Consider the following 26,893-nt stretch of genomic DNA (forward strand, 5'->3'; position numbering starts at 1 on the left):
TGAGGGGTTCAACAGGAAGTGATTTTGTTACGGAGGTAGCTGTACCATGACAAATGATAAGAAGCGCTTTTGCTTAACTGATAAGTGCGACATATACTTTGAAAACTCGCTTATATCTAAAGAGCTAATTGTCAAAAAGTATGCCGAATTTTTCATGTCCGCTTTGTCTGGTAATGGCCATTCAGTCAGCGTAGCGTTGCATACGGGTTCCATTTGCTTTGATATTGTATCGTTTATTATGGTTGCATTAGCATCTGTATCGTTTGATAGGACTAACTCCGAATCGATTATTGATTCTTTAAATGAAGGTGATATTGTTCTGTTCAGAAATGGTCGGTATCGTTGGCGTGGATTGGATTTCAGAGATGGAACCCAATACATTACTCTAGAGCAGGATGGCAGAGGGAAAAACGGAAAAACAATTTCTTGGATTCCGTTTGAGGATAATAAAAACTTAATAAAACCCTACTATGGGACTTCAAGCTTGACCGACGGAAGAGGAATAAGGCGACAAGATAACAAAAGAGCTGATTTCATTTCGCATATATTAGGAGTTCCAGTAACAGAGGTGCCAAGTGTTACTGGTGCTTCTGTGGTTATTGTTACCGAACGTGACACTTTTGCCCGTTTATCTAAAGGTTTACGCATTTCTTATGGAGATAACATGAGCGTAGGATTGCTGGATATAGTTACAGCATCGTATTATGCGGACAGCGGTGAAGAATATCAACTAGGTAACAATCCAGCAAAAACAGAACCAGTATTGAAGATAACGAGGAAAATATCGACCGCTCGTGAGTTGGTGTTAGAGAAACATGGAAATACAACAGTCGGGTTGATGGTTATCGGTGCAGATGCAGTATCAAATGGTGCTTTCGAACTGATTGACCTCTTGGGAAGAAAAACTCTTAAATTTTCTCATATTGCGGTAGAAATTGATTCAGAATGTGCGAAAGATATTATTGAATCGCAGGGGGGAGCTGCAGTATTTGCGTGTACAAGGGAATTTCTGTTGCAAAATTCTCTTCCTCCACAAGAGATAAATAACCTAACCCTTGAACTTGACAGACAAATTGAGAATATTGTTAATAATACAGTTAAGACAGAGATTGTTGATGGCGGATGCTCATGGGAAAATTTTCGTAAAATCAAAGAAGCGTTATATGCAATAAAGAACTCTGAATGGAATGACGATAATAAGAACTCTTTTCTAATTAAAGCATATTCCCTCCTTAACCTCTTAATCACAGCTGTATTTCCTATTGAAAAGCTCGAAAAAGCTATAGAAAACGGCATGTTGAAGGCCAGTGTGACTTCTCCTGCTATCCGGATCCGTGAACTTAGGGATTTAGCAGAAAATGCAGAATCTGTAGAATATCATTGTATATATGTTATCGATGCTATAGAACAGTTGTACAAATCTTGCTTCGCAGATTGTTCTAAATATAATGCTTTAAAGCGATACCTCGAGTCTTCGAACGCAGAAAAAATTGCTCTTGTTGTACCAAAAGCATATTATGTCAATATCCTCTGTGAGGACGAAATATTTTACAGAAGAGGAATAACTATAGTAACCGCCAACCGTTTTGATAACTCTGTATGCTATGACGAGATCATAGCTATAGGTGATTTCTGCGGAAAACGGTTTGATCCGGTAAAATGTAGAGCGGCTGAAAATGTTATTGTATTGCTTTATGAATGCGAAACGCACTGGTTCAATTACAAAAAATACAAAGCGGAAACTTTTGAGAATAAATTGAATTCCAGAATCGGTGTTATTCAAGATGATCTATTTGATGATGACCTGGAAAACAATGAAGATAAGAACAATGACTTAATCTCATTTATTGATGAGGAAGTGGATTTGGAAAAGTATATAAATAATATAAGTATACTTGATATCAATAAGTATACTTCTAACGTTTCTGGCAATGCTGGAGACACATTAACATCCGAAGTATGCGCTATAGGGCGATTTGTAAGCGATGAACAAGTATTATTTTCCCAGTACTACAAAGCAGTTGTTTTTGATTCTGTAACTGGAACAGTATCTGAAATTGCTGCGGAAAGTCTTTCTGCAGGGGATCAGCTTGTATTTCTAAAACGAGACGGATATGCCAGAAATATGGTTGATTATATATATGAGAATTTACAGATAAGCGGTCGCTTAAGTTCAGATGTTTCGGATGCGACTGAAAAGGCATCTTATTGGAAAGATATTTTGCGCGAATACAAAGTAATTTATGACCTTTCATATAGGGATATTGCAACAAGGCTTCAAAAACTCGGAAGCTCATTACAAGAGGCTTCCATTCGTCAGTGGCTTATCGAAGAAAGTCATATAGTGGGGCCTCGAGATGAAATTACGTTAAGACATATAGCCCAACTTACTCAGGATCCATACCTTCTTAATGACACGCACAGTTATTTCGAAGCATGCCGCATTGTACGGCGGCAAAGAAAAGAAATACTAGAATTAATCGGAAAAGCTATTTTAGACAAGCTACGCGGACACAAACCACCTATAGGAAGTATTCTTGAAATAGTATACGATAATGTGGAAAATTTGTCTGAGATTTTAGAGTTGGCCACACTAAATTTGCTTGAAGAACCAGTTACTGTTTCTGCTAACTTAATCAATAAACCGATTACGGATTGGGAGGTTACAATATGACAAATAATGAAATTCGAGAGCAGATGATTGCAGCTAGAGAAGAATATATTCAATTAACTAAGTCTGAGCTTCTAGGGCCTGGTTCGGAATTCAGCATACCTGATGCTGAACACGAGCTTATTTCAAGCAGCCCGACAAGCCGTTACTCAGTAGGTATATTATATCCGCAAGGGAACGAAATCAGTCAAGATAACGATGAAACCATACCAAAGGAAGAAAACGGTGAAGGAATCGCATACGAATTTGAGGATTCTTTTACGCAGAATGATGAACCGAATGAGACAATAACAAAAGCGATACGAAACTGTGAATACGACGAAACTGCTCAAGAAAACTTAGATGAAGAAATAAGCCTTTCTTCTCAGTATATGCCTTCGTCTATGGGGATAACTTTTATTGTAAGGGGAAAAACAGATTTAGTACATGGCAGTGCTGATTTTGCTACATATAGAAAAGCAAAAGTTTCCGACTGCATAATCCCTTATGTTCCAGATAATTCCGAAAGCTACTCCATACCACCTGAGCTTGAGCATAAAATGGTTTATGATAAAGAATTGAAGATAATTAAACTTATTTCTTCGATTAATGCAAAAGAAGTCAGAGACATCTTTGAAAGGGACACAATACCTGAGAATGAGTCTTTTGTATTAAAAAGAATAGCTTATCGTTTTGTTGATTTTTGTAGAAACGGTTATGTTCGTGTCCCCCATATGGTTGAGTTTACACTGGATTTTTCGCAAAGTGATTATATAGATAATAATAGAGAACTAGATGGTACAACTGCTAAAATCACGGCGTTGCGTACAAGAATCTCAGACAATCTATGGTCTATAACTGTTATGCTGGTTAACGATCTTAGGGAAACACCAGCAAAACCCAACAATTGTATTTTTCAACCTTTTATTAACGTTTCATCTGAAAAGAATGAATTTGTATTTGTAGAAACGGAACTTAATGATGATCCGGAAACAATGGATGATGAAGAACATTCACTTGAGTTGCAATATCGACACAAAAAAGTGTATGGTACAGGTCTTGGTGTTTCAGTTGATTGGAATATCAATGATGAAGGTAAAGGCAGTATTTGGAGTGAATTCTTCCCGATAGCAGAGGTTGCGCCGATGGATTTCAACCTACCAGTAAATGATAAAATTAGTTCGGAAAAACTGTCAATGAAGTATTTGTCAGATTTAAATCCAACGGATAAATCGCATAAACTCTCCGATTTAAAAAGTATGGTTGACTTATATAAAAAATGGGTTGAAGATCTTAAAAATATTGCTGAAATACTTGATATACGATATAAATCGGCAGCAGCTAAAAATATTGCAGAATGCGAACGCGCTTGTAATCGAATGTATTCAGGAATTAAAACATTGCGAGATAATGATATTGCATATAATGCTTTTATGCTGGCAAACAGAGCAATGTTTATGCAAAGAATACACCTTAAAATGCAAGCAGAAACAGCTGACAAAGACCGTTATCCTGATGATATGCAAATTGCTTCAATTTTGAGTAATATGGATTATAGAAAAGCTGACGATGGAGATTGCAAATGGCGACCTTTTCAGATTGCATTTTTACTGATGGATATTAACTCAATAGTTGATGATGCATCGCCTGAACGTGACATTGTAGACCTTATTTGGTTTCCTACTGGCGGGGGTAAGACAGAGGCATATCTCGGGTTAACTGCATTTACGATTTTCTATCGTCGGTTAAAACACCCTAAACAATCAGGTGGTACTGCAGTGATGATGCGTTATACACTTCGTTTGCTTGCAGCTCAACAATTCACTCGTGCCTCTACATTGATATGTGCTTGCGAATATATCCGCAGAGATTGTGAAGCAAAACGCCACAGGTATCCTTCTTATATGTTAGGTAAAGAGCCAGTTACTATTGGCTTGTGGATAGGTGGAACTCATATTCCAAACAGAAATGAAGATGCAAAGTTTCATTTAGAAAAGTTGTTGAATGTAAAAGAGCATTACTATGTCCGGAGTGAGAAAGACAGACATAATAAATTCCAGGTATTAAAATGTCCTTGGTGCGGCACAAAACTTGTCAAAGATGAGAAGGACAAAAAACTTGTCGGTAAGTGGGGCTACAGTATGAGGGACAATAAGCATTTCTATATGTTTTGTCCGCAAGATGAATGCGATTTTACTACGCGATTGCCTATTCAAATAATTGATGAAGAACTATACGAAGATCCCCCAACATTGCTTTTCGGAACAGTGGACAAATTTGCAATGCTACCTTGGGACGGACGCATTGGATCATTCTTTGCAACAGACACTAGTAATCGTACGCCTGAATTGATTATTCAAGATGAACTTCACCTGATTTCAGGTGCACTCGGAACTATAGTAGGTCTGTATGAAACTGCTGTTGATGCTTTATGCAGCAGTAAAGGTATACGTCCCAAAATAATAGCTTCAACTGCAACAATACGCCGAGCTAAGGAGCAATGTTCTGTTCTGTATAATCGTGAAGTTGTTCAATTCCCTGCTCCTGGCTTAAATTCAGATGACTCATTTTTCGCCCGGGAAGCTAAAATATCATATAAAGAAGGCGTGTTCGGTCGGAAATATGTTGGGATTATGCCGTCTGGAAAAACAAAGGCTATGACTGAAATACGAGTTATGGCTGCTCTTTTACAAAGAATTTATATGATGAACCTACCAGATGAAGTAAAGGATAAAATGTGGACTTTAACAGCGTATTTTAACAGCCTTAAAGATCTTGGTAAAGCATCTACACTTGTAGAAGATGACGTCAAGGATTTTATTATTCGAACAGCAAATCGTATGTTCACATCGCGTAGGTTGATTATTAGTGCTGATGAATTGACAAGTCGTGTAACAACAACTGAGCTTAACGAAACACTAGACAAACTAGAAAAAGTGGAATATTCGAGGAAGAATATTGACGATAAACGTTATGCTTCTAATATTCTCCTGGCTACTAATATGATTTCTGTCGGCATAGATGTTGCTAGACTAAATGTTATGTTGATGATTGGGCAACCAAAGCTGACAAGTGAATATATTCAGGCATCCAGCCGTGTCGGACGCTCATTTCCGGGTGTGGTATTCGTGCAATACGATGCTACTAAGAATCGAGATCGTTCTCATTATGAACAATTCAGAGCATACCATGAGTCGTTTTATCGCTTTGTAGAGCCGACTGGAGCGACACCGTTTTCAAAACCCGCTCGAGAAAGAGCTCTACACGCCTTGCTTGTTTCGATTATACGGCAACAAGCTGGGTTGAACGAGGATAAGGACGCGGTGAACTTTGACAGTGAATACTTCTCAGATATTGTTTCAGGTGCAGAGCAGTTTATACTTGATAGAATTAAAAATATCAATAAACGTGTCGATAGCGGAGTGAATTATGATGCTGATGAAGTGAAATGCGAAATGAGCTCCTTCATTACTGAATGGCAAACGAAAGTTGATTTGTGTCTGGAAGCGAATGTACCATTATTTTTTGGACGTAGATTCATGGTCAATCCTCCTGGCACAGATATGAAACGCTTACTTAAACCGTATAATACTATTGGAGAAGACAATTCGATTGAAACTCTTACCTCTATGAGAAATGTAGATACTCCAGTTAAAGGTAAGGTTATTATTTGGGAGGGATAAGTCAATGGTAAATAAAATCAAAGAAAAAGTCGATCTTAATAAAGTTACACATTCGGTGCGCGCTACCCAAGCCGTTCTGCAATATGGGGTTGGTGCTATGGTTGACTTTCCTGATCAGACTCTTATTACGGCGGCGCCGGAATACTGGAGTGGAAAATTGAGAATCGATGACGAACGGTTTGCAAAGGCACTTGGCGTAGACTATTTTGCGATGCCTGTAGATATATCATATATGAGATTTCCTGAATGGTATTTTTGCCCGAAGTGCCGAAAGTTTCAGCCTATAACTCAGTGGGTTAATGAATATAAGAAACGATCAAAGGCTAGAGCACTTGAAAATGATGAGCATATGGTAAGGCACATGCAATGTTTGGAATGCCGTCAAGATTTGGTTGTAGCTAGAATCGTTACTGTTTGCGAACACGGTCATATTAATGATTTTCCTTGGATTAAATGGGTGCATATACAAAGCAAAAAACCGATATGTGCCAACCCTACCCTAAAGTTTAAAACAGGTGCTTCAGGAAGTGAAGGTCTGGAAGGATTGAATATAGCTTGTTCTTGCGGCGCCTCAACGACTCTTAGGGGTGCCTTTGATAAGGACTGTTTTGAAAAACTTGATAAAGCATCAGGATCGAATGATTTCCGTTGTGAAGGTAATCACCCTCACAAACATATCAAAGAAAAATGTGATTGCTATCCGCGAACTGTACAACGAGGCTCATCATCGGTGTATTTTCCTGTGGTATATAGCTCTCTTGTGATTCCTCCATATGCGGATAAGCTAAATGCTCAAATAGAAAAAAGTAAAGCTTTTGCAGATTGTTTGACCATTATTGAGGACGAAGAACCTGGGGATAAAATTAATACTATAAAAAGTCGATTGCCAAGATGGACGAAAAAAATTGCATTGGAAATAGGTGCTGCAGAATCTGAAATAGAGAGTATTCTAATTAGAAAATGGCTTGATTGTTATGAATCTGAAATTGATGTAACGAGCGTAAAGTATCGTGCTGATGAATATGCAGCATTAAGCGGAAAAGTGTCCTCTTCATCCGGGTTATTTGGAGATTTTTCAAGAGAAGAAATGCCAATAGATGAGTATCATCTTCCTCACATCAAGTCTATTTCACTTATCGATAAAGTTAAAGTCGTAAATGCTCTAATCGGATTTTCACGAATCAATCCTGTTGTTGGGAAGAATGATGCGGGTTTTGTCCATGTAAAAGAACCAGATACTCGATGGTATCCTGCTTATGAGGTTCGAGGGGAAGGAATATTCATTGAGTTTGCACAAAATGATATTGATGAATGGATTTTGAATAATCCTTCGGTAATTGAGCGCGTGCACCGAATTAATGAAAATTATGCTATGTCGTTTATTGGACAGGGCAACCCTCGAACCATATCCCCGAAGTTTATTTTGCTTCACACAATATCCCATTTGCTGATCAGGCAACTTAGTTTTGAGTGTGGTTATAGTATAGCGAATCTAAGCGAACGTATTTACTGCGCTGAGGAATCTGAAGGGAAACAAATGGCGGGGATATTTATTTATACAGCTAGCGGCGATTCTGAAGGCACATTAGGCGGACTAGTCAGACAAGGGAAATCGGATGCATTTCCGCGTATTTTTAGAAAAGCGATTGCTGGAGCAAAAGCATGTTCAAATGATCCTGTATGTATTCTAAGTCAAGGCCAAGGACTTGAATCCCTAAATCTTGCTGCTTGCCATACTTGTGTACTTTTACCAGAAACTTGTTGTGAAGAACGCAACGGATTTCTTGATCGAGGTATGCTTATTGGAACATTTGAAGATAGAGGCATAGGATTTTATAGCGAGTTACTGCAAAAATAAAATTATATCTTTGTAAGGCAAAAGAATACATACATGTCTTTACAAGATATGTTATTTGGATAACTTGAAAATAATTATTGATAGGATAAATATACACATAATGCTGTTGACGAAAACTTCTGTACTAGAGGGTATATAAATTAATGTATGGGCTATATACGCTAAATAAGCTACTTAAATCCTACAGGATATTTAAGTAGCTTATTTAGCGTGCTATTTTAAGGGGGTGATGCTTTTGCTTGCACTGATATACACATTATTACTTGGATAACACAACAAAAGGAGGAATTAAAAATGATCGGTTTCGAGCAATATCAAAAAATCCAAGAGTACAAAGAACTTGGACTCGCCCAGACCAAGACTGCTAAAGCGCTGGGGATCACCTATACTTCTGTCAGTAAATACTGGAATATGAGCAAAGAGGATTATGCTAGGGAAGCTGAAAAGGAAAGGTACCACATGGATAACTACCGTCAGTACATACTGGAACAGTTGAAAATATGCCCACAAATCCGAGATACCAATATTTATCTTAAATTAATTGAAGCCTTTCCTGATTTACAAGTTAAACGAGCTACTTTCTATCGCTACATGAAAGCTTTAAGGGAACAGCATGGGTATCAGCATACCAGTAAGCGGAAAATCTCGCCACGTGAAGTCTCGCCACCAGGATATGAAGCTCAGGCTGATTTTGGTCAATATAAACTTAAAGATATGTATGGAAGAATTGTAAGGGTATATTTCTTTTGTATGGTTTTGAGTTATAGCAGAATGAAATTTGTTTGCTTTTCACCGGATCCCTTCACGACCGAAACAGCCATTAAAGCTCATAACTATACATTTCAATATTTTGGAGGAAGACCACAGACAATTCTATATGATCTTGATCGGGTCTATGTGGTTAGCGAAAATCTAGGTAATATTATATTTGTACCGGCCTTTGAAGAATATGTAAAGCGTATCGGCTACAGTGTTTCATTATGCAGGCCAAGAGATCCTCAGAGTAAAGGTAAGGTAGAAGAGGTCATTGGATATGTTAAGCAAAGTTTTCTGGAGGGGAGGGTATATACCGGAATTGACAGTCTTAACAGTGCAGCTCTTGCATGGTTGGATAGAGAAGGCAACGGGAGAGTTCATACTGTGACTAGAAAAGTGCCACGAGAAATGTTTATTGAAGAACAAAAACAGCTTTTTCATGTTAAACCATATTCAGAGGTATCAAGTACTGTAGCATCCTTTGATTCCAATGGAGTGGTCAGCTATAAAGCGAATCGTTATCAGATTGATGTCGGTGTGATGGATGCACATCAACGCATACGTATAGAGGATGATGGTGAAATACTTCTATTTTATGATACTGATACTAATGAATTATTAGCTAAGTATCCAGTAACAGAAGGTACTGGACAGATATTCAAACCTGAAGGAAATAATAACAGAAACAGGGTCTCTCATGCTCTTATAAAACAATATTTTGCAGAGCATGAAATCGCTCAGGAATTTATACAGCGGATGGAACAGGAACAACCAAAATATTTTAATAGCCATTGCATTCGCTTAAATCGCATGACGAAGTTTTATTCGATGTAGCAAATGCTTGATGGGGTAAGATATTGCATTGAGACTGAACGCTGCAATGCCTATGAACTTTTGGCTTACATAATGTATAAGTATGGTGAGCAGATAGCGAAGAAGTTCTTACCAAATCAGCAGTATTTCAATCATCTGACACATAGCAAGGAGATAAGGAGGGAAATTGATGGCTGATATAACTGAAATCCGCGAGTTGGCTAGGAAGCTAAATCTATGGAATATTGCCAGGGGATATATTGATTTGAATGATGAGAAGCTGTCCAACCTAGATTATCTTCAGATGATATTACATAAAGAACTAGAGATACGAGCCAGACAAAAACAGATCAAGCTAAGAAGGGCAAGCAAACTACCCAACAAGGTATTTGAATTATCGAATTTAAACAAAGGTTTGGAATGGCAGATAAAACAATTATCCCATTTGACATGGCTCAATGAAGAACAAAACGTTATTCTGCTTGGTAAATGCGGGACAGGCAAAACTAGTCTTGCTGTTCATCTTGGAGAAACAGCGATCGACAAGGGACATAAAACTTATTATGCATCCACTGATACTTTTGTATCTATTGTGGAGAACAAAGATATAAACCCAAAAGCAGGAGCAGCCTTCTCCTATATGCGGGAGTGCAACCTGATCATAATTGATGATGTATTTTATCTAGAACCAACAAGGTCAGAGTTGCAGGCTTTTTATCGAGCAGTTACTTTTCTTAATGAAACAAGAAGTATCATTTTTATTACCAATCGTGAAATATCTGCGTGGTTAGATGTAGTGGAAGACAAACATCTTTGTCAGACTCTGTTAGATAGAATAACGGTCAATTGTCAGATAATTCGCTTGATTGACAGATAAATTAAAATACTCACCTCTTTTCTAGAAAAGGGTTAATACTCAAATTTGAAAACGATGCCGATTAACGGCTTTAAATAGATGCAAAAATCTCACAAAATCCTAAGATTAGCTTAACTTCTGAGATTTTCTGCAGTTTCTGGGGTAGGGGGGTCTAAATCTCTACCACTTTTCGCCCCAGAAACGGGCGTGGGGTAACGCGTGAAAATTCGCGGTTTCAAACGGTGCGGTGATATTTATCGACGAGTACATTGGAATAACCGAGGTTACAAATCTATTGTTTGGAGATGCGTCAGCCGATTGGAGGAAAAAGGGTCTGAATGCACTGCCCCTACCATAAATGAGGAAACATTGCAGAAAGCAGTTGTTAAGGCTATTAACGAACTTTTGGCTAACAAAGACTCATTCCTCAAGGTGCTACAGAAAAATATAGCTACTGTATTTAATGGAGAAAATGATAATGCCACTGATGACATTGATAGCAAATTGGAAGAATTACAACAACAGCTTCTTATTCAAGCAAAATCCAAGAATGACTATGAAGATGTGGCTGATGAAATTTACCGCCTTCGAGAATTGAAGCAAAATGCACTTGTTGAAAATGCAGAGCGAGAAGGAAAAAGGCAACGAATCGCTGAAATGACTGATTTCTTGAATAAACAATCCGCAGAGTTGGAGGAATATGATGAGCAGTTGGTAAGGCGGCTTATTGAAAAAGTAACGATATATGAAGATAAGCTCACCGTTGAATTCAAGTCTGGGATTGAGATTGACGAAGAGATATAGAATATTAACCGCCAATTAAGGGCTAACACCCTTTGGCGGTTTTTAATGGATTTTTTTAATTTAAAAGTTGCTTAAAATGACTTATTGTGTTAAAATATATGATGATCCAAATAAGAATTTAGGAGGAACCGAAACTATGACAGCCTCAATGCGTTTAAGATAAGCTGGCAATAAAAAAAGCAGAATCTATCCCCGATGATAGGCTTTTTTGTTGTGCTTATTTATACGATATTGAGCATTCATTAGTTACGGTGAGGATATAGGTTATTAAACTATACCTTTATTTAACTATGTCTTTAATATGAATGTTTCCAAATTGTATGTATGCAGACCAAAAGCCACATTGTGGACATAGGCCTGCATTTTTTATTGCCTAGAATGCTATTCAAAATAAAAATTCAAGCAAAATAATATGCAGGAGATGATACAAATGGAAAAATACAACAATTGGAAACTTAAGTTTTATACAATATGGGCAGGGCAGGCAGTATCATTAATCACTAGTGCCATCCTGCAAATGGCGATCATTTTTTACCTTACAGAGAAAACAGGATCTGCGATGGTCTTGTCTATGGCTTCACTAGTAGGTTTTTTACCCTATGCGGTCTTTGGACCAGCCATTGGTGTATTAGTGGATCGTCATGATAGGAAGAAGATAATGATTGGTGCTGATTTAATTATCGCAGCAGCTGGGGCCGTGCTAGCTATTGTTGCATTGTATATGGAGTTACCTATCTGGATGGTTATGGTAGTATTGTTCATCCGTAGCATTGGAACAGCTTTTCACACCCCGGCTCTCAATGCGGTTACGCCACTTTTAGTACCAGAAGAACAGCTTACGAAATGTGCAGGCTATAGTCAGTCTTTGCAGTCTATAAGCTATATTGTTAGTCCGGCGGTTGCAGCACTCTTATACTCCGTTTGGGAACTAAATGCTATTATTGCCATCGATGTATTGGGTGCTGTGATTGCATCTATTACGGTAGCAATTGTACGTATTCCTAAGCTGGGTGATCAAGTGCAAAGTTTGAAACCAAATTTCATACGAGAAATGAAAGAAGGAATGGCTGTACTACGGCAAAATAAAGGATTATTTGCTTTATTACTCGTTGGAACATTATATATGTTTGTTTATATGCCCATAAATGCTTTATATCCTTTAATCACTATGGAATATTTTAATGGTACACCGATGCATATTTCTATTACGGAGATTGCTTATGCCTCTGGTATGTTGATAGGGGGTCTATTATTAGGGTTATTTGGGAATTACCAAAAGCGAATCTTATTAATAACGGCATCCATTTTTATGATGGGGATAAGCTTAACCATTTCAGGATTACTTCCCCAAAGTGGATTTTTCATATTTGTAGTCTGCTGTGCAATAATGGGGCTTTCGGTTCCGTTTTACAGCGGTGTGCAAACAGCTCTTTTTCAGGAGAAAATTAAGCCTGAATATTTAGGACGTGTATTTTCTTTAACTGGAAGTATCATGTCTCTTGCTATGCCAATTGGGTTAATTCTTTCTGGATTCTTTGCTGATAGAATCGGTGTAAATCATTGGTTTTTACTATCAGGTATTTTAATTATTTGCATTGCAATAGTTTGCCCAATGATAACTGAGATTAGAAAATTAGATGCAAAATAAAATAAAGGAGTGTGTTCGTATGATATATAATATTATTCAATCAGTGACAGAAAAATTATCCTCTTTGCCTTATATAGAAGGCATCGTATTAGGGGGATCCCGTGCAAGAGGTACCCATACAGAGGATTCTGATATAGATATCGGAATTTATTACAATCAAGAATCATTTGACCTGACAGCGATTAACCAAATTGCTACAGAGTTGGATGATGAGAATAGAAACAACCTTGTTGTACCTCCCGGAGCGTGGGGTGATTGGATTAATGGCGGCGGATGGTTAGTTATGAACGGGTATCATGTTGATTTGATTTTACGTGATATAAAACGGGTGGAACAAATAATCAAGGATACGGAGCAAGGAATTGTTACTGCAAATTATCAGACCGGGCATCCCCATGGTTATATAAGTGCTATGTATCGTGGAGAATTGGCTATCAGCAAGATACAATATGCTAAAAATGAAAGCTTATGCGAATTAAAAAATCAGGCGGAAATTTACCCTGGTGCTCTAAAGAAGAGCTTGATAAACTTTTTTATATTTGAAGCAGAGTTCTCTTTAATGTTTGTAAAAGCAAATGCGGGAGCAGAGGATAAATATTATATTGCAGGCCATGTTTTTCGTATTATTTCATGCTTAAATCAAGTACTATTTGCATGCAATAATGCTTATTGCATTAACGAAAAGAAAGCTATAAAACTGCTTGAAACTTTTGAATATAAACCTGAAAAATATGCCGAAAGGGTTAATCATATTTTTGAAGTACTCGGTCTTTCACTTTTTGAATGCTACGATATGACCGAGAAGCTTTATAAAGAAGTGAAAAAAATTGCAACGGAGATAAATAACTTTTTAAACGAGGGGAATTCAGATGAAAGAAAACAAATATGATGATAATATATTTTTTCAAAAATACAGTCAAATGAGTCGCTCACAGCAGGGACTAGCCGGTGCAGGAGAATGGGAAACATTGAGAAAGCTGCTGCCGGATTTTAAAGATAAGCGTGTGCTTGATTTAGGATGCGGCTATGGATGGCACTGTATTTATGCGATGGAACACGGTGCTTCTTCTGTTGTAGGTGTTGATATTTCTCATAAAATGCTCGAGGTAGCCAAAGAAAAAACACATTTTCCACAGGTTGAATATAAATGCTGTGCTATAGAAGATGTGGAATTCCCAGAGGAGAGTTTTGATGTAATATTAAGTTCACTTGCGTTTCACTATGTAGCAGATTATGAGATTTTAGTAAAAAAGATATATAGAATACTGAAGTCTGGTGGTAAGCTAGTTTTTACGGTTGAACATCCTGTTTTTACTGCCTATGGAACACAAGACTGGCATTATAACGAAAAAGGAGAAATACTGCATTTTCCGGTGGATAATTATTATTATGAGGGCAAACGGACAGCTGTGTTTTTGGGAGAAAAGGTTACAAAATATCATAGAACACTGACCACATATCTAAATACACTGCTTTCAAATGGTTTTATAATAAATCATATTGTGGAGCCGCAGCCGCCGGAAAACATGATGGATATTCCGGGGATGCAGGATGAAATGCGCCGTCCCATGATGCTGATTGTATCGGCCAACAAAAAAGAGAAAAGATAAAATTGAAACACCCGCAACATAAACAGCAAAGGAGTGCGATATGATGCTATCTGAAAATAACTCCACACCAAGGAGTGAAAATAATAATCCATGAGGTATATTGATATGTTTCCGTCTACCGATAGCCGTGGATATGTTTCCGAGAACGGACATACACAAATGACATTCATTCTGTCCTCTCAATCCATACAGAAACAATTGTACGCTTGGAACGGCTAGAACCCTTATAAATGAAGGTTGCAGACTATTTTAATCTTCATTCTAATATTTCTCTCAAATTCGGATATATCCTAGCTTTAATGTAACTATAGAAAGCATTCCTGTAATGAAGAAATTTGAGGTTTAACAAAAAAGAGCCTCCTTGGTATAGTACAGGATGTCGATGCATCGACTCCGAAATTAGAAAACCAAGGAGGACTCAAAATGAATTATACGCAAAATCAAAAAATTACGCAAATCACACCATCAACCTTAATTATTGGTATTGATATTGCCAAAGACAAACACGTCGCACGTGCACAAGATGATCGAGGAATCGAATTTGGTAAACGATTGATCTTTGACAACCGAATCAATGGCTTTGAGCGATTGTTGAAATGGGTTCAATCCCACATGAAAGAACACCAGAAAGACCATGTCATTTTTGGTGTAGAGCCAACAGGACAGTTCTGGTTTAATCTCGCCTATTATCTCAAAGCACGTGGCTATGACTTTGTACTCGTCAATCCGATGCATGTTAAGAAAAGCAAAGAACTTGATGATAACTCGCCAACAAAGAATGATACAAAAGATGCGAAGGTGATTGCACAGCTCATGAAAGACGGGCGATACTCTGTACCCAACCTACTCGAAGGCATTTACGCCGAATTACGAGAAGGCATCAAATTACGAGATCAACTCGTCAAACAACTTATGATCATCGAAGGTCGCACGCAGAATTGGCTTCATCGTTACTTTCCTGAATTTCTTGATGTGTTTGCGGATTGGAAAGGGAAAGCTGCCATTCACACCTTGCGGCTGTTTCCATTGCCTGCTGAGATTCAAGCCATGACACCGGAAGAAATTGTCTTGAGATGGAAGCCGTTCGTCAGACGTGGTGTTGGAATCAAACGAGCAGAACAGCTTGTGCTAGCTGCCAACGAAAGTGTTGGATTAACAGTAAGCACAACGTTTGCCAAACGTGAACTAGCTAGTCTTCTTGAACAGTATGACTTATACAAACAACAAGTTCAATCGCTTGATGAAGACTTAGAAGACATGGTAAAGGAAATCCCTGGTGCCACTGAGATGATGAACATCCCTGGTTTAGGTGCCATTACCGTTGCCACACTTTACGCAGAAGCAGGCGATCTAAGAAACTATAATCACCCACAACAATTAGTGAATCTGGCAGGGCTATCGCTTCGTGAATACAGTTCAGGGAAATATAAGGGCGAGACAAGGATCACGAAACGAGGGCGAAAACGACTACGCAGAGCCTTATATTTAGCGATTCGCCCCCTTGCCCATAACTCAACCTTTAAAGCCCTGCATCAATATTACACGAAACGCCCTGAACGTCCATTAAAGGAACAACAGTCGCTCATCGCTTTATGTTGTAAATTACTACGTGTCTTATTTGTCATCGGTAACAAACAATGCGCATTTGATGGTGTCAAGTTATTACGAGGGTTACCTCAACTAGAAACATTGCAGGTAGCTTAAAAAATAATTCTAGTATTTTCTTCTTAGCCTGACGCAGTGTCCCATTCCTGGGATAGCCTGTCAAGGAAAGCACTTGACTGTCTATCCCAGGAATGGCGTGGGGTCAACAAGCTAAGAAGAAGGATTTTATGTAGCCAAATGGGCTTGTTTATTCATTGTTATTCTGGAGACTACAAATACCAACAGTGCAGAGTCAGACTTAATTTACTCCATTCGGGCATGTGACCCTGTTAGAAAGCATATCTGACCTCCACCTCATGGATACGCAGGACGAAGGAATGTATGGAATTTGATCCGGAGAGAAATGGGAGGGTGAGCGACCATGAATGATGTGGAGACGTTATGCACGGTCATATCAATTTCCAAACTTATCCAGTCGTTTGGTCGTTAGGATGGGCTTCACCCTGTTAGAATATTCTGTGATTATCCTTTTATAAGGTGGAAGTGCTGTTAGGTGTAAAACAGTGTCTATGAAATTTTGAGAATAAGCGAGCATTTGGAAGATATTCTTACTTTATTGAGGGAGGATGATCAGATGAAAAGAAGCAAATATATAATTATTTTAGTAGTCTGCATGGCTATTTTAATGCAAGTAAAGGCGGTTACGGCATTTACTGATGAGAGTTTTGATGCCGTAAAAGTAGATGCCTTATTGCAATCCGCCAAGGACAAAAACAATTTGTCGGGTTTTGCTGTCGCCATTACTTATCAAGATGAGCTTGTATTCGCTAAAGCATACGGGGATGGTCTAGATGCTTACTCCCAATTTCCAATTGCCTCCTTAAGTAAACCAATAACTGCTTTGGCTGTTATGCAACTGGTTGATGAGGGGTTGGTGAATTTGGATACACCTATAAAAACGTATTTGCCGGAACTTGAAATAAATGATTCTCGTGCCGTAAACATCACGGTTCGGCATTTGTTAAGTCATACAAGCGGTTTATCAGATGAAACTTTTCCAGAGATGAAATTATCTATTCAACCAGAAACCTTGTCGGAAGCGATGAAATTATTTGAAAATGTAAAATTGAAAAATGACCCGGGAGAAAAATACAACTATCATAATCCTAATTATTGGATATTGGCAAGACTTGTTGAGATTAAAAGTGGCGAAACGTTTTCGGATTATTTAAATAGACATATTTTTAAGCCATTGCAAATGAATGATACGATGAGTTTTTCAAACACTAATCAATTCCAGGCGGCAAAAAACCTAGCTACTGGTCACATAAATATCTTCGGAATGAATGTTGCATATAACGAACCTGATTGGTTTATCAATGGACCGAGCGGGATTGTATCTACCGCAACGGATTTATCCAAATGGCTTATTATGAATATGAATGACGGTGCTTATAATGGACAACGAATTATCACCAGCGAAAGTTTGAAGGAAATGCAAACGCCTCAGGTGAATGCAGAATATGGATTGGGCTGGTCCGTCAGGGAAGGTGAAGAGGGAAAAACTATTGGGCATAGTGGAACTTTATGGACTTACCAAGCTGATGAACAAATGATTTTAGATAATGGCTATGGCATTGTTGTTCTGTATAATAATGGACTAAATGCTTTTACAAACTATGGGACTATAACTGATAGTTTGGTTAAACTATTTACAACTGGTCAATCAGAATCACCTACTGTAACCTATAATTATTTCGAATTTATGATCGGATTTCTTTTCATACTTGCCTTAGGTAAAGGTATTTACAACCTGAGAAACTTGGATAAATGGAAAGATAAAAGTTCCAGACAATATATTATTCGTAGTTCTTTTATGCTTATGCCTGCAGTCATATTAATAGTAATTCCTTGGATAATAACATTCATCACCAACGGCAGAGTTATGAGTATATATAGAACGTTTCTGATGATGCCGAGCATTTATATTTGGTTAATTACTGCAACAATGATCAATGTGATAGTAATCGTAAAACGTGGCATCTTTTTACTTTCATCAAGGCACGATATTTGACCGTGGTTTAGTCAAGAATATTGTCCCCAAAACAGGGGTAGAAGTTTTTGGATGGAATTCTCAGGGATCCCTCGTTAGAAATAAAATAAGATATAATATTTCTAGAAATGAGAAATAGGAGTTAAAAGAGGTGTAATAATGGTGGTAAATAAATATATTTATCCGAAACCAGCTTGAGTAAGAAGTAAATGACTTACGCTGAGGATGGATATGTTTCTTCGAACGGCGATTTTTTAAAATGATTAAAAAAACCGATTGACATGTTCCCGCGAACAGATACGCTAAAAAATAGCCCTCAGACACCAATGCCATCAACTCAACCCATGTTGAAGTAATCGTTAAGCTTGAAAAGCAATAAAACTTAGCAATATCAATAGTTTAAACCATTGGGTGTGTAGATGACATTCAATGGTTTTCTGTTTGGGGGAACATATCTATTGAATTGATAGAAAAGATACATAAAATTGCTATGCTATGTGTCAATAACTGGTTTGATTAATCAATTTCTTATGGGATATCGTGATTTAAAGGTATATATATTGTGTATTTTATTTATGAATGGTTGCATAGGAAACTAAATTCTGTTATACTAAAATTAGTTTCGAAGGAAACTATACAAGGAGATGAAGATTTGAAAAAAGAATCCGTTGGAAGATACGCAGCAGCAATTTATAGAAATACTCAAAGCTTTATAAACCAAAAACTTAAGAATTATGATATAAGAAGTGGACAACATGATTTTTTATATGTAATTACGAAAAATGAAGGTATTACTCAAACAGAAATGTGCAACTTGTTAAATGTTGGAAAACCAAGCGTGACAAAGGCAGTGAACAATTTAGTAAAACATGGTTATGTCAAAAGAGAAAAAAACATAGAAGATAAGCGATCCTATCGACTTTTCTTAACAAATAAAGGAAAAGAGATTGCTCCAATGATAAATGCAACCTTTGATGAATTGACTGAAATATATAAAAGTAACCTTAAGGAAGAGGAGTATCACCAAATCCTACAAGGATTAGAAATTATACTTAAAAATATAAGCAGCACAAAAAAATGAGATCAATATTTTTATTTCCACTTCATTAATTCTACCAAAATTTATTGCACAACTGGTTGATAGAATTATGGAGAAAGAGAACGGAGGTGAAGGTCAAAAAATAGAAGGAAGTCACTAACTATAAAAAGCAATATCATCGAACAATGAAAAATTAAATGGAAAATTAGGGAGGAATACTATGAAATTTTGTTGTAGCACTTTATTTGTAAAAAATTTAGAGGAATCAGTACAATTTTATCAGGAAATTATTGGACTTCCAATAAAAGGACGTTTGAAACCTAGTCCAAAATTGGAAATTGCATTTTTAGGGGATGATGAAGCTCAAATAGAACTAATTCAGGACATTAATAAGGATACTATAGATATAGGGAAGGATATTTCTTGGGCATTTTCTGTGGATTCTGTGGAAAATATGTATCAATTTGTAAAGAAACAAAATATAATTATTCTTTCAGAGATTATTGAACCAATGCCATCAGCAAAGTTCTTTTTCATTGAAGATCCAAATGGGATGAAGATACAGATTGTGGGGAACCAAAAGCCGTTATAATAGCACTAGGGATGGTTACATTATTTTGCTTATAGAGGATAACCAAGCGTATTTGAACTGGAGTATGAGCTACAAAAAGGAATGTTGATTCCGTATGATATTAATTATATATAACGGAAGAAAGACTAAAAGATCTTAAGGAATAAAATATGCCCAAAGTAGGAAGACCATAGAATAGAAATAAATAGATTGTAATGAATAAAGCCTTCAAGTAAAAAGTTTGAAGGTTTTGTTGTTTACAATTTTAAAATTGTATATTGGAGCATATTCTAAGAATTTACCCTGCCACCAAGGGGATACCAGCTGTCCTCGACATCATTATTGTACTCTCAAGGCATGTGGAGACTATTGTGTTGATAACAAGGGTGTAACCCTTGATTATACTGGGGTTGAATGAGTACATCTATCTTGTTTACTCGACCTAAAGTATGTTTTTACGTTTGGGGGAGCATATCGAGTGATAGAAATTAAATCAAAAAGTGAAGTAGAGTTACATCCGTAGGGTCGTGGAGATAGAATAGATGTAAGTGTTTATCCCAAATATATTTTCAAATCTCAAAGATTGCTTAAATTTTGAGATTTTTTTATAATTTATTGTAAGATTATTAAATCCCGTGCGTCTTATAGATAGGAGGTGAAAAAGTGACAGAGCTTGAAGAGATTTATAATAACTATTTTAAGGATGTTTACTTCTTCATATATAGTCTATCAAAAGATAAACATATAGCAGAAGATTTGACATCTGAAACATTTATAAAAGCAATAAAGTCCATTGAAAGCTTTAAAGGAAATTGTGATATCAAGGTGTGGCTATTTCAAATAGCCAAAAACTCATATTATTCATATATAAGAAAACATAAGAATTTGATAGAGCTAGACTCAGTGCCTGAAAAGAAAGATGATTTTGATATAGAAAAATCGGTGTTTTCATCTGAAGAGTCGATGAAAATTCATGAAATTCTCCATAACTTATCTGAGCCATATAAGGAAGTATTTTCTCTAAGAGTTTTTGGAGAACTGAGCTTTATGCAGATTGGCAGTTTGTTTGGTAAAACAGATAATTGGGCTTGTGTCACTTTTCATAGAGCTAGAAATAAGATTAGAGAAGAAATGAGGGATTATTGATGAAAGTCACATGTAATGTTATTAAAGATGTATTGCCTCTATATTTAGAAAATATGCTTAGTAATGACTCATGTACTATGGTTGAAGAACATGTTGATCAGTGTCAGGAATGCAAGAATTATCTTAATGAGATGCGTACTTTTAATGAAATGCCAGTAGATAGGAATACCTCTCCTTTACTAAAGATAAAATCAACATTACGCAAGAAGAAAATTCAGACGGCATTATTGTCAATGATGTTTTCAATTATGCTTTTTGTTATAACTATTGCTTTCTTGACCGCGCCAGAGTATATTCCTTTTAGCGAAAGAAGTGTAACAATAAATGAGATTGGTAATGGGTCGGTACTCGCTCAATTTGAGGATACTGTATATGGATATGACATCAATAGATATCCTACAGATGACAACGCTGGTTATGTCTATCATATTACTACATGGAATAGCATATGGAATAGAAATATAAAAAAATCTAATACAAATAATACTATTTTAAATCCAAATGGTGAAAATGTTGTTTCTGTATATTATTACCAGACAGATGGAAGTGAAGATATATTGATGTATGGTAAAGATATAAATCCAAACGGCGGGATTATTACATTACCAAGACTATTATTATCTTATTACGCACTTTTTGCCATAGTATTTGCTACAACTTGTGGATTAATTATGCTTATATTGTATCATAATAAAAAAGTGCTAAATTTTACAATGAAAGTATTCTTTTTAGCGGTATCCTACCTATTAGGTCATTTGATTATTAAAGGATTTACAACTTCATCATATACTGCGACACGGGATTTTTATGCAATATTGCTAGTTATGATTCCGCTATATATTGCTTTTCAAATGGCTGTAAACTTAATTAGACAGTATAAAAATAAAAAATATGAGGGTCGTTAAGGTGGATATGTTTCCGCCTAACGATAGGCAAAAAAAGTAGTAGATATGTTCCCGCATACGCCGGGCGCAAAAAATCAACTTCAGACATCTATGCTATCAACTCAGGCCATGTTGAAGTGATAGTGAAGCTTGAAAAGGCTAAATAGAATCTAATATAATAGATTTATATGCCCTTATGAGGGGCAGGAAAGATTGTAATGAATCGTAATCTTTCCGCCCTCATGGACTTCAATTTTGGCAATGAGGAGTCTGTCAAGAAATTGGTGTAAACATTCCGAAGTTCATATATACGATTAAGAACGAGGGGGGATTAGAATCTCCCCTCAAAATGTATGCTTAACTGACCGATAATCTTAGCCCAATCCCTAGTCCGCATCGTCCATTTCTTAGTGATATCAATCATAGAAAGATAGAGCATTTTTAGGAGAGAATCATCCGTAGGAAAAATGCTCTTTGACTTCGTAACTTTGCGGAGTTGTCGGTTAAAGCTCTCGATGGCGTTTGTTGTATAGATAAGCCTTCTAATTTCCTTCGGATACTTAAACATTGTAGAAACTTCATTCCAATGATCCCGCCAGGGTTTAATAGCAATGTAGTATTTTTCGCCCCATTTCTTATCTAGCTTATCTAGGGCATCCAGGGCGGTTGCTTCATCAATAGCCGTATATATGGGGTTCAAATCCTTAATAAAGGCTTTTCTATCTTTAAATGATAGATATCTTGTTGAATTTCTAATCATATGAACAATGCATCGCTGTACTTCAGTTTGGGGAAAAGTAGCTTCAATAGCTTCCTTAAAGCCTACTAAGCCATCAATAGAAGCGATTAGAATATCTTCTACACCTCGATGCTGCATATCACTAAGTACCTTAAGCCAGAATTTACTGCTCTCGTTCTCACCAACCCACATACCAATGACATCCTTCATGCCATCCAAATCAATGCCTATGATGATATAGACCGCTTTGCTAACGATCTTCCCGTCCTGACGGACTTTGTAGTGGATTGCATCCATAACAAGATGGGCATAGATTGGCTTAAGAGGGCGCTGCTGCCATTCTTTGATAACAGGCATGATTTTCTCAGTGATTTGAGAAATCATTGCAGGAGAAACGTCTATTCCATAAAGATTTTGAAGATGATCCTGAATATCTCGTACAGTCATGCCTTTGGCATACATACTGATTACTTGGTCATCGATGCTTGAAACATCCCGCTGATTCTTTTTTACGATAGTAGGTTCAAATTCACCGATCCGATCACGGGGAACTTCGATTTCAACTTCTCCATAATCAGAGCGTACCTTTTTAGAACGTTTACCGTTTCGAGCGTTATCAGTATCTTTATTCTTAAAATCATATTTGCTATATCCAAGTTCATGATCCAGCTCAGCTTCAAGCATTTCTTCAATTAAGTCCTTAAACTGTTCCTTAAGTAAAGACTGAACATCAGAAATATCCTTGAGTTTACCTTCTTTCATGAGTTCCCTAACTTTTGATTTGTCGATTAATCCTTTAAATGACATAATGGTGTACCCTCCTTAGTGATATTTTTATTTTATATCAACCTCGAAGTTTACACCATTTATTTTACACTCTCGCAATGAGTCTTTGCAGAACGCTCTTTAATACCTGTAGGTCCGAACTATCGAGGTTTATAAAGCGTTCTACTTCTTTTCTAAAGGCCTGGATGTTGATATCTAGGTCTTTCTTTTCGCCCATCTTTAACTTCAGAGCTTGCTTTTGATTAGCTAACTCTAACTGCTGCTGGGAGATAGCATCATTCTTTGTTTTAAACTGAGCAGTAGTTAATGCTCCTTCAGCATGCAAGCTGAGCAGGCTATCAAATTGCTGGTTAAGTTGCTCCATCTGCTTTTCAATCTTGCGTACTTCTTGCTCGCTGGAGCTTTGAGACGCTTGGCCTTTTCATCGGCTAAGCCATAGAGCTTTTCGATGTTTACGGTTTTCTTAACCAGAGCTTTTACCTCTTTGTTAATGGTATCAAGTAGCAGCTTCTCTGAGATAATATGAGAGGTACAATAGCTGTTAGAGTGCTTAACATGTCCTCCGTAAATATAAGCCCCATTTCTCCGATCTGACTTATAGTGCATACCACAACCACAATCAGCACACTTTGCTATATGGGCGAATAGACTCTCCTTACCGTTACTTCGATCAATTCCTTTTTTCTTCATGAGTTCTTGAACAGCATCAAAATCTTCTTTTGAGACAATCGCCGGGTGAGTATTTACAACGATTATTTGCTCAGATGGTGCTATTTCATTCCTAATCTTATAGGTTTCAGAAGCACCTAAATGTTTAGTAGTTTCAGAACGATGATGGACTGATTGCCGATATAAACAGGATTATTAAGGATGCCTTTAATGGTTTGTTGATGCCAGCGGTTACCTGCATTGCTTGCACCTGATACTGCCCGAGGGGTAGCCTCACCACGCCTCATTAAGTAGTTGCCGATCTTACTCATGCTCCAGATTTTATGAAGGTAGAGATTGAAGATCTCTTTAACTACTTCAGCAGTATCCGCATCAATAACTAGGCGTTTAGTCTCGAAATCCATTTTGTAGCCATAGGGTGCTAGCGAAGCTTTATACTTGCCTTGTTTCGCGTTAGAGAATAGTCCATATTTGATTCTGAGAGATAGCTTGGCATTTTCTTCTTCAGCTAATAAAGCTTTTATCCCAAACATTAGCCTACTATCACTGGTTGCAGTATCGTAGTTGTCCTCTGGCAAAATTAAACGAACTTTGGATCGTTCAATTTTATCAGCAGTCTGCAGGCTTTGAACTACCTCTCTACCTAAGCGAGATACGGATTTAGCAATAACCACATCAAATATCCCTGCTTGAGCATCCTTTATGAGATCTTGAATTCCAGATCTATTTTTAAACCCTGACCCACTCTTGCCATCATCGATATAACATTTTACTACTGTAAAGCCTTTCTCTTTTGCAATAGACTCACCTAGATGAAGCTGATTTTGCAAGCTGTTCTTTTGCTCTTCTCTTTTTGTACTTACACGTGCATATATAGCGCATTTTAACATTTTGCTACACCTCCTGAAACAGAAGGAATAGCACTTGCTCTCATATCATCGTATAAATTACCATCGAGGGTGTAAGATTATTTGTGTAAAGTAGATTTATGATATAATCTACCTAATTCAAAATGGAGGCTTACACTATAGCTAAGAAAAAACGTAATCCCGCTTCTGACGAAGTAATGAAGTATCTGTTTCAAAACTATGAGATCAAGTCTGCCCTGGACATTCAGGAGGCTCTTAAGGACATGTTTGCTGATACCCTGGAGGCCATGCTCGAAGCAGAGCTGGATGATCACCTTGGCTACGCCAAAAATGCTAACAATCAAGCGACCACCAGTAACCGCCGTAATGGTCACAGTACCAAAACCGTGATCGGTCAGTTGGGAGATACTCAGATTAATGTTCCAAGAGACCGGGAAGCCTCCTTTGATCCTGCCATCGTTCCTAAAGGCCAGAAGGATGTCGCAGGAATTGAAGAAAAAATCCTGGCTATGTACGCAAAAGGACAATCCCAAAGAGATATTGAAGCCACAATCCAAGACATTTATGGCTTTGATATCAGCCATGAAACAGTTTCAAAGATTACCGACAAAATTATTCCCCTTATCAAAGAATTCCGTAATAGAGCGCTACAAAGGTGCTACCCCTTTGTATTTGTAGATGCCATGTACACACCAGTAAAAACAGAGTCAGGTACAGGCCAGAAAGCCCTTTATAACGTGATAGGAATTGATCCAGAGGGTCGTAAAGATGTTCTAGGATTTTGGTTATCCGAAGATGAAAGCAGTAGACACTGGCTACAGATACTAGAAGAAATCAAGAGCCGTGGTGTAGAGGACATAATCTTCATTTCTTTAGATGGACTTCCAGGGCTAGAAGAAGCCATAAGAGCCATCTATCCTAGTGCAATCCAACAACGGTGCATTGTTCATCTCATGAGAAATAGCACCAGATATATCCCCCGTAAGCACTGGGCTGAATTTGCTAAAGATATCAAAGGAGTCTATCGAGCGGTTAGTTTAGATGAAGCTAACAGCTTATTCCAAGACTTTGAGACTAAGTGGAAAGAATACGCTGCCGCGTTAGCGGTATAGAGAAACAGCTGGGCATCGGTAGAAAATCTCTTTAACTATCCCAGTGATATTAGAAAAATCATCTATACAACCAATACCATAGAAAGCTATCATAACCAATTAAGGAAGGTAACCAATCGAAAAGGAGCCTTTCCCAGTGAGACAGCACTCTTCAAGTTGGTCTATCTTAGAGTCACCGATATTAAGAAAACATGGGATCGACCAGTCCAGAATTGAGCAAAAGTACTCAATCAGCTAGTGGTATTTTTAAAGACAGAATTACCCAACATCTACGATACTAGGCAATAACTTTACACAAATTTCTTGACAGGTCCTTTTGATGGGAAAGAGTTTAGTAAGCTGGAAGATGCTGAGACAGTTGTTATAGGTTGCGAATCGTAGGAGCAGATGCATATAACAATGATTACTATGAAAAAATCTGTGTTGAGCTAAATGATGAAGAAGACCTTAGTAAGTATATGAACAGCTTAGAAAGTACTAGTGTAACCGAAATGATGGAAAAGAGTTCTTATGGTCATAGTGATTATATAATTTGTTAGAGGCTCAGAAAATTGCTCAAAAAAAGTTTGAGGATGTATGTGCAAGTAGAGGATGCCTTACTTGTGAGATACAAGCTCAATGTCCATAATGTATAAATGTTTTGCAGTTTGGGCAGGAAAACTATTGTAAGTTTCAGTACAACATACATATGTTCATTTTTTAAAAGATAAAACAGAAAAACGATGCGGTAAGGGTGAAAATT

General features: G+C 37.3%; 19 protein-coding genes and 1 pseudogene. 16 read left to right on the forward strand and 4 right to left on the reverse strand.

The genetic code is table 11. The annotated features are described in order from the left end of the window. The first annotated feature begins 46 nt into the window (after positions 1-46). The 15 genes from ACYQ1I_RS01330 to ACYQ1I_RS01400 all read left to right on the forward strand — a co-directional run bounded on the left by ACYQ1I_RS01330 (position 47) and on the right by ACYQ1I_RS01400 (position 21,997). Positions 47-2,674 carry a DrmE family protein gene (locus tag ACYQ1I_RS01330; RefSeq protein ID WP_459761769.1) on the forward strand — a complete coding sequence of 876 codons (2,628 nt, stop codon included), beginning with the start codon at positions 47-49 and terminating at the stop codon, positions 2,672-2,674. Then, on the forward strand, positions 2,671-6,333 hold the full coding sequence (locus ACYQ1I_RS01335; RefSeq protein WP_459761770.1) for a helicase-related protein: 3,663 nt from the start codon (positions 2,671-2,673) through the stop codon (positions 6,331-6,333). The genes ACYQ1I_RS01330 and ACYQ1I_RS01335 overlap by 4 nt, the downstream gene beginning before the upstream one ends. Positions 6,334-6,337: 4 nt before the next feature. Beyond that, positions 6,338-8,191, forward strand: coding sequence for a DrmB family protein (gene drmB / locus ACYQ1I_RS01340; RefSeq protein WP_459761771.1), 1,854 nt, complete (start codon positions 6,338-6,340; stop codon positions 8,189-8,191). Positions 8,192-8,485: 294 nt separating this feature from the next. Then, on the forward strand, positions 8,486-9,781 hold the full coding sequence (istA, locus tag ACYQ1I_RS01345) for an IS21 family transposase (protein WP_459761772.1): 1,296 nt from the start codon (positions 8,486-8,488) through the stop codon (positions 9,779-9,781). Positions 9,782-9,950: 169 nt separating this feature from the next. Continuing rightward, positions 9,951-10,637: an ATP-binding protein gene (locus tag ACYQ1I_RS01350; RefSeq protein WP_337986224.1), complete on the forward strand. Its 687-nt coding sequence runs from the start codon at positions 9,951-9,953 to the stop codon at positions 10,635-10,637. Positions 10,638-10,835: 198 nt separating this feature from the next. Then, on the forward strand, positions 10,836-11,420 hold the full coding sequence (locus ACYQ1I_RS01355; protein ID WP_459761773.1) for a recombinase zinc beta ribbon domain-containing protein: 585 nt from the start codon (positions 10,836-10,838) through the stop codon (positions 11,418-11,420). Between the two features lie 430 nt (positions 11,421-11,850). Then, positions 11,851-13,068 (forward strand): macrolide efflux MFS transporter Mef(A), encoded by a 1,218-nt coding sequence (mef(A), locus tag ACYQ1I_RS01360; protein WP_027625762.1) that lies wholly within the window; start codon positions 11,851-11,853, stop codon positions 13,066-13,068. 19 nt (positions 13,069-13,087) lie between these two features. Continuing rightward, complete coding sequence (locus ACYQ1I_RS01365; protein WP_459761774.1) at positions 13,088-13,957, forward strand: nucleotidyltransferase domain-containing protein; 870 nt, start codon at positions 13,088-13,090, stop codon at positions 13,955-13,957. Beyond that, complete coding sequence (locus ACYQ1I_RS01370; protein WP_151147792.1) at positions 13,938-14,678, forward strand: class I SAM-dependent methyltransferase; 741 nt, start codon at positions 13,938-13,940, stop codon at positions 14,676-14,678. Before ACYQ1I_RS01365 ends, ACYQ1I_RS01370 begins: the two co-directional genes overlap by 20 nt. Before the next feature lie 423 nt (positions 14,679-15,101). Next, the gene (locus ACYQ1I_RS01375; protein WP_459761775.1) at positions 15,102-16,382 is read left to right on the forward strand and encodes an IS110 family RNA-guided transposase; all 1,281 of its coding nucleotides are present in this window, start codon (positions 15,102-15,104) and stop codon (positions 16,380-16,382) included. A gap of 535 nt (positions 16,383-16,917) precedes the next feature. Then, positions 16,918-18,357, forward strand: coding sequence for a serine hydrolase domain-containing protein (locus ACYQ1I_RS01380; RefSeq protein WP_459761776.1), 1,440 nt, complete (start codon positions 16,918-16,920; stop codon positions 18,355-18,357). A gap of 631 nt (positions 18,358-18,988) precedes the next feature. Beyond that, the gene (locus tag ACYQ1I_RS01385) at positions 18,989-19,417 is read left to right on the forward strand and encodes a MarR family winged helix-turn-helix transcriptional regulator (protein ID WP_459761777.1); all 429 of its coding nucleotides are present in this window, start codon (positions 18,989-18,991) and stop codon (positions 19,415-19,417) included. Between the two features lie 178 nt (positions 19,418-19,595). Then, positions 19,596-19,967 carry a VOC family protein gene (locus ACYQ1I_RS01390; RefSeq protein ID WP_459761778.1) on the forward strand — a complete coding sequence of 124 codons (372 nt, stop codon included), beginning with the start codon at positions 19,596-19,598 and terminating at the stop codon, positions 19,965-19,967. A gap of 642 nt (positions 19,968-20,609) precedes the next feature. Then, positions 20,610-21,092 carry an RNA polymerase sigma factor gene (locus ACYQ1I_RS01395; protein WP_459761779.1) on the forward strand — a complete coding sequence of 161 codons (483 nt, stop codon included), beginning with the start codon at positions 20,610-20,612 and terminating at the stop codon, positions 21,090-21,092. After that, positions 21,092-21,997 carry a zf-HC2 domain-containing protein gene (locus tag ACYQ1I_RS01400; RefSeq protein ID WP_459761780.1) on the forward strand — a complete coding sequence of 302 codons (906 nt, stop codon included), beginning with the start codon at positions 21,092-21,094 and terminating at the stop codon, positions 21,995-21,997. The genes ACYQ1I_RS01395 and ACYQ1I_RS01400 overlap by 1 nt, the downstream gene beginning before the upstream one ends. A 310-nt stretch (positions 21,998-22,307) precedes the next feature. Here the strand turns inward: ACYQ1I_RS01400 and ACYQ1I_RS01405 are convergent, their stop codons facing one another. The 4 genes from ACYQ1I_RS01405 to ACYQ1I_RS01420 form a co-directional block, all read right to left on the reverse strand. After that, positions 22,308-23,522 (reverse strand): IS256 family transposase, encoded by a 1,215-nt coding sequence (locus ACYQ1I_RS01405; protein ID WP_459761781.1) that lies wholly within the window; start codon positions 23,520-23,522, stop codon positions 22,308-22,310. Positions 23,523-23,586: 64 nt separating this feature from the next. Next, a complete protein-coding gene (locus tag ACYQ1I_RS01410) occupies positions 23,587-23,865 on the reverse strand; it encodes a hypothetical protein (protein ID WP_459761782.1) in 279 nt (92 codons plus the stop codon). Beyond that, positions 23,805-24,287, reverse strand: coding sequence for a recombinase zinc beta ribbon domain-containing protein (locus ACYQ1I_RS01415; protein WP_459762136.1), 483 nt, complete (start codon positions 24,285-24,287; stop codon positions 23,805-23,807). The genes ACYQ1I_RS01410 and ACYQ1I_RS01415 overlap by 61 nt, the downstream gene beginning before the upstream one ends. 20 nt (positions 24,288-24,307) lie before the next feature. Then, entirely contained in the window at positions 24,308-25,060 is a 753-nt protein-coding gene (locus ACYQ1I_RS01420; protein ID WP_459761783.1) for a recombinase family protein, read from the reverse strand. Between the two features lie 176 nt (positions 25,061-25,236). Here ACYQ1I_RS01420 and ACYQ1I_RS01425 point away from each other — a divergent pair. Then, positions 25,237-26,367, forward strand: a pseudogene (locus ACYQ1I_RS01425) (IS256 family transposase). Positions 26,368-26,893 lie beyond the last annotated feature (526 nt).

The organism is Alkaliphilus crotonatoxidans, from assembly GCF_054658015.1.

Excerpts from the sequence above, each read along its gene's own strand:
- ACYQ1I_RS01400 (WP_459761780.1), top strand. The coding sequence starts at position 21,092 with ATGAAAGTCACATGTAATGTTATTAAAGATGTATTGCCTCTATATTTA.
- ACYQ1I_RS01330 (WP_459761769.1), top strand. The coding sequence starts at position 47 with ATGACAAATGATAAGAAGCGCTTTTGCTTAACTGATAAGTGCGACATA.
- ACYQ1I_RS01410 (WP_459761782.1), bottom strand. The coding sequence starts at position 23,865 with ATGGAGCAACTTAACCAGCAATTTGATAGCCTGCTCAGCTTGCATGCT.
- ACYQ1I_RS01365 (WP_459761774.1), top strand. The coding sequence starts at position 13,088 with ATGATATATAATATTATTCAATCAGTGACAGAAAAATTATCCTCTTTG.
- istA (WP_459761772.1), top strand. The coding sequence starts at position 8,486 with ATGATCGGTTTCGAGCAATATCAAAAAATCCAAGAGTACAAAGAACTT.
- ACYQ1I_RS01380 (WP_459761776.1), top strand. The coding sequence starts at position 16,918 with ATGAAAAGAAGCAAATATATAATTATTTTAGTAGTCTGCATGGCTATT.
- drmB (WP_459761771.1), top strand. The coding sequence starts at position 6,338 with ATGGTAAATAAAATCAAAGAAAAAGTCGATCTTAATAAAGTTACACAT.
- ACYQ1I_RS01390 (WP_459761778.1), top strand. The coding sequence starts at position 19,596 with ATGAAATTTTGTTGTAGCACTTTATTTGTAAAAAATTTAGAGGAATCA.
- ACYQ1I_RS01335 (WP_459761770.1), top strand. The coding sequence starts at position 2,671 with ATGACAAATAATGAAATTCGAGAGCAGATGATTGCAGCTAGAGAAGAA.
- ACYQ1I_RS01350 (WP_337986224.1), top strand. The coding sequence starts at position 9,951 with ATGGCTGATATAACTGAAATCCGCGAGTTGGCTAGGAAGCTAAATCTA.
- ACYQ1I_RS01405 (WP_459761781.1), bottom strand. The coding sequence starts at position 23,522 with ATGTCATTTAAAGGATTAATCGACAAATCAAAAGTTAGGGAACTCATG.
- ACYQ1I_RS01370 (WP_151147792.1), top strand. The coding sequence starts at position 13,938 with ATGAAAGAAAACAAATATGATGATAATATATTTTTTCAAAAATACAGT.
- ACYQ1I_RS01420 (WP_459761783.1), bottom strand. The coding sequence starts at position 25,060 with ATGTTAAAATGCGCTATATATGCACGTGTAAGTACAAAAAGAGAAGAG.
- ACYQ1I_RS01375 (WP_459761775.1), top strand. The coding sequence starts at position 15,102 with ATGAATTATACGCAAAATCAAAAAATTACGCAAATCACACCATCAACC.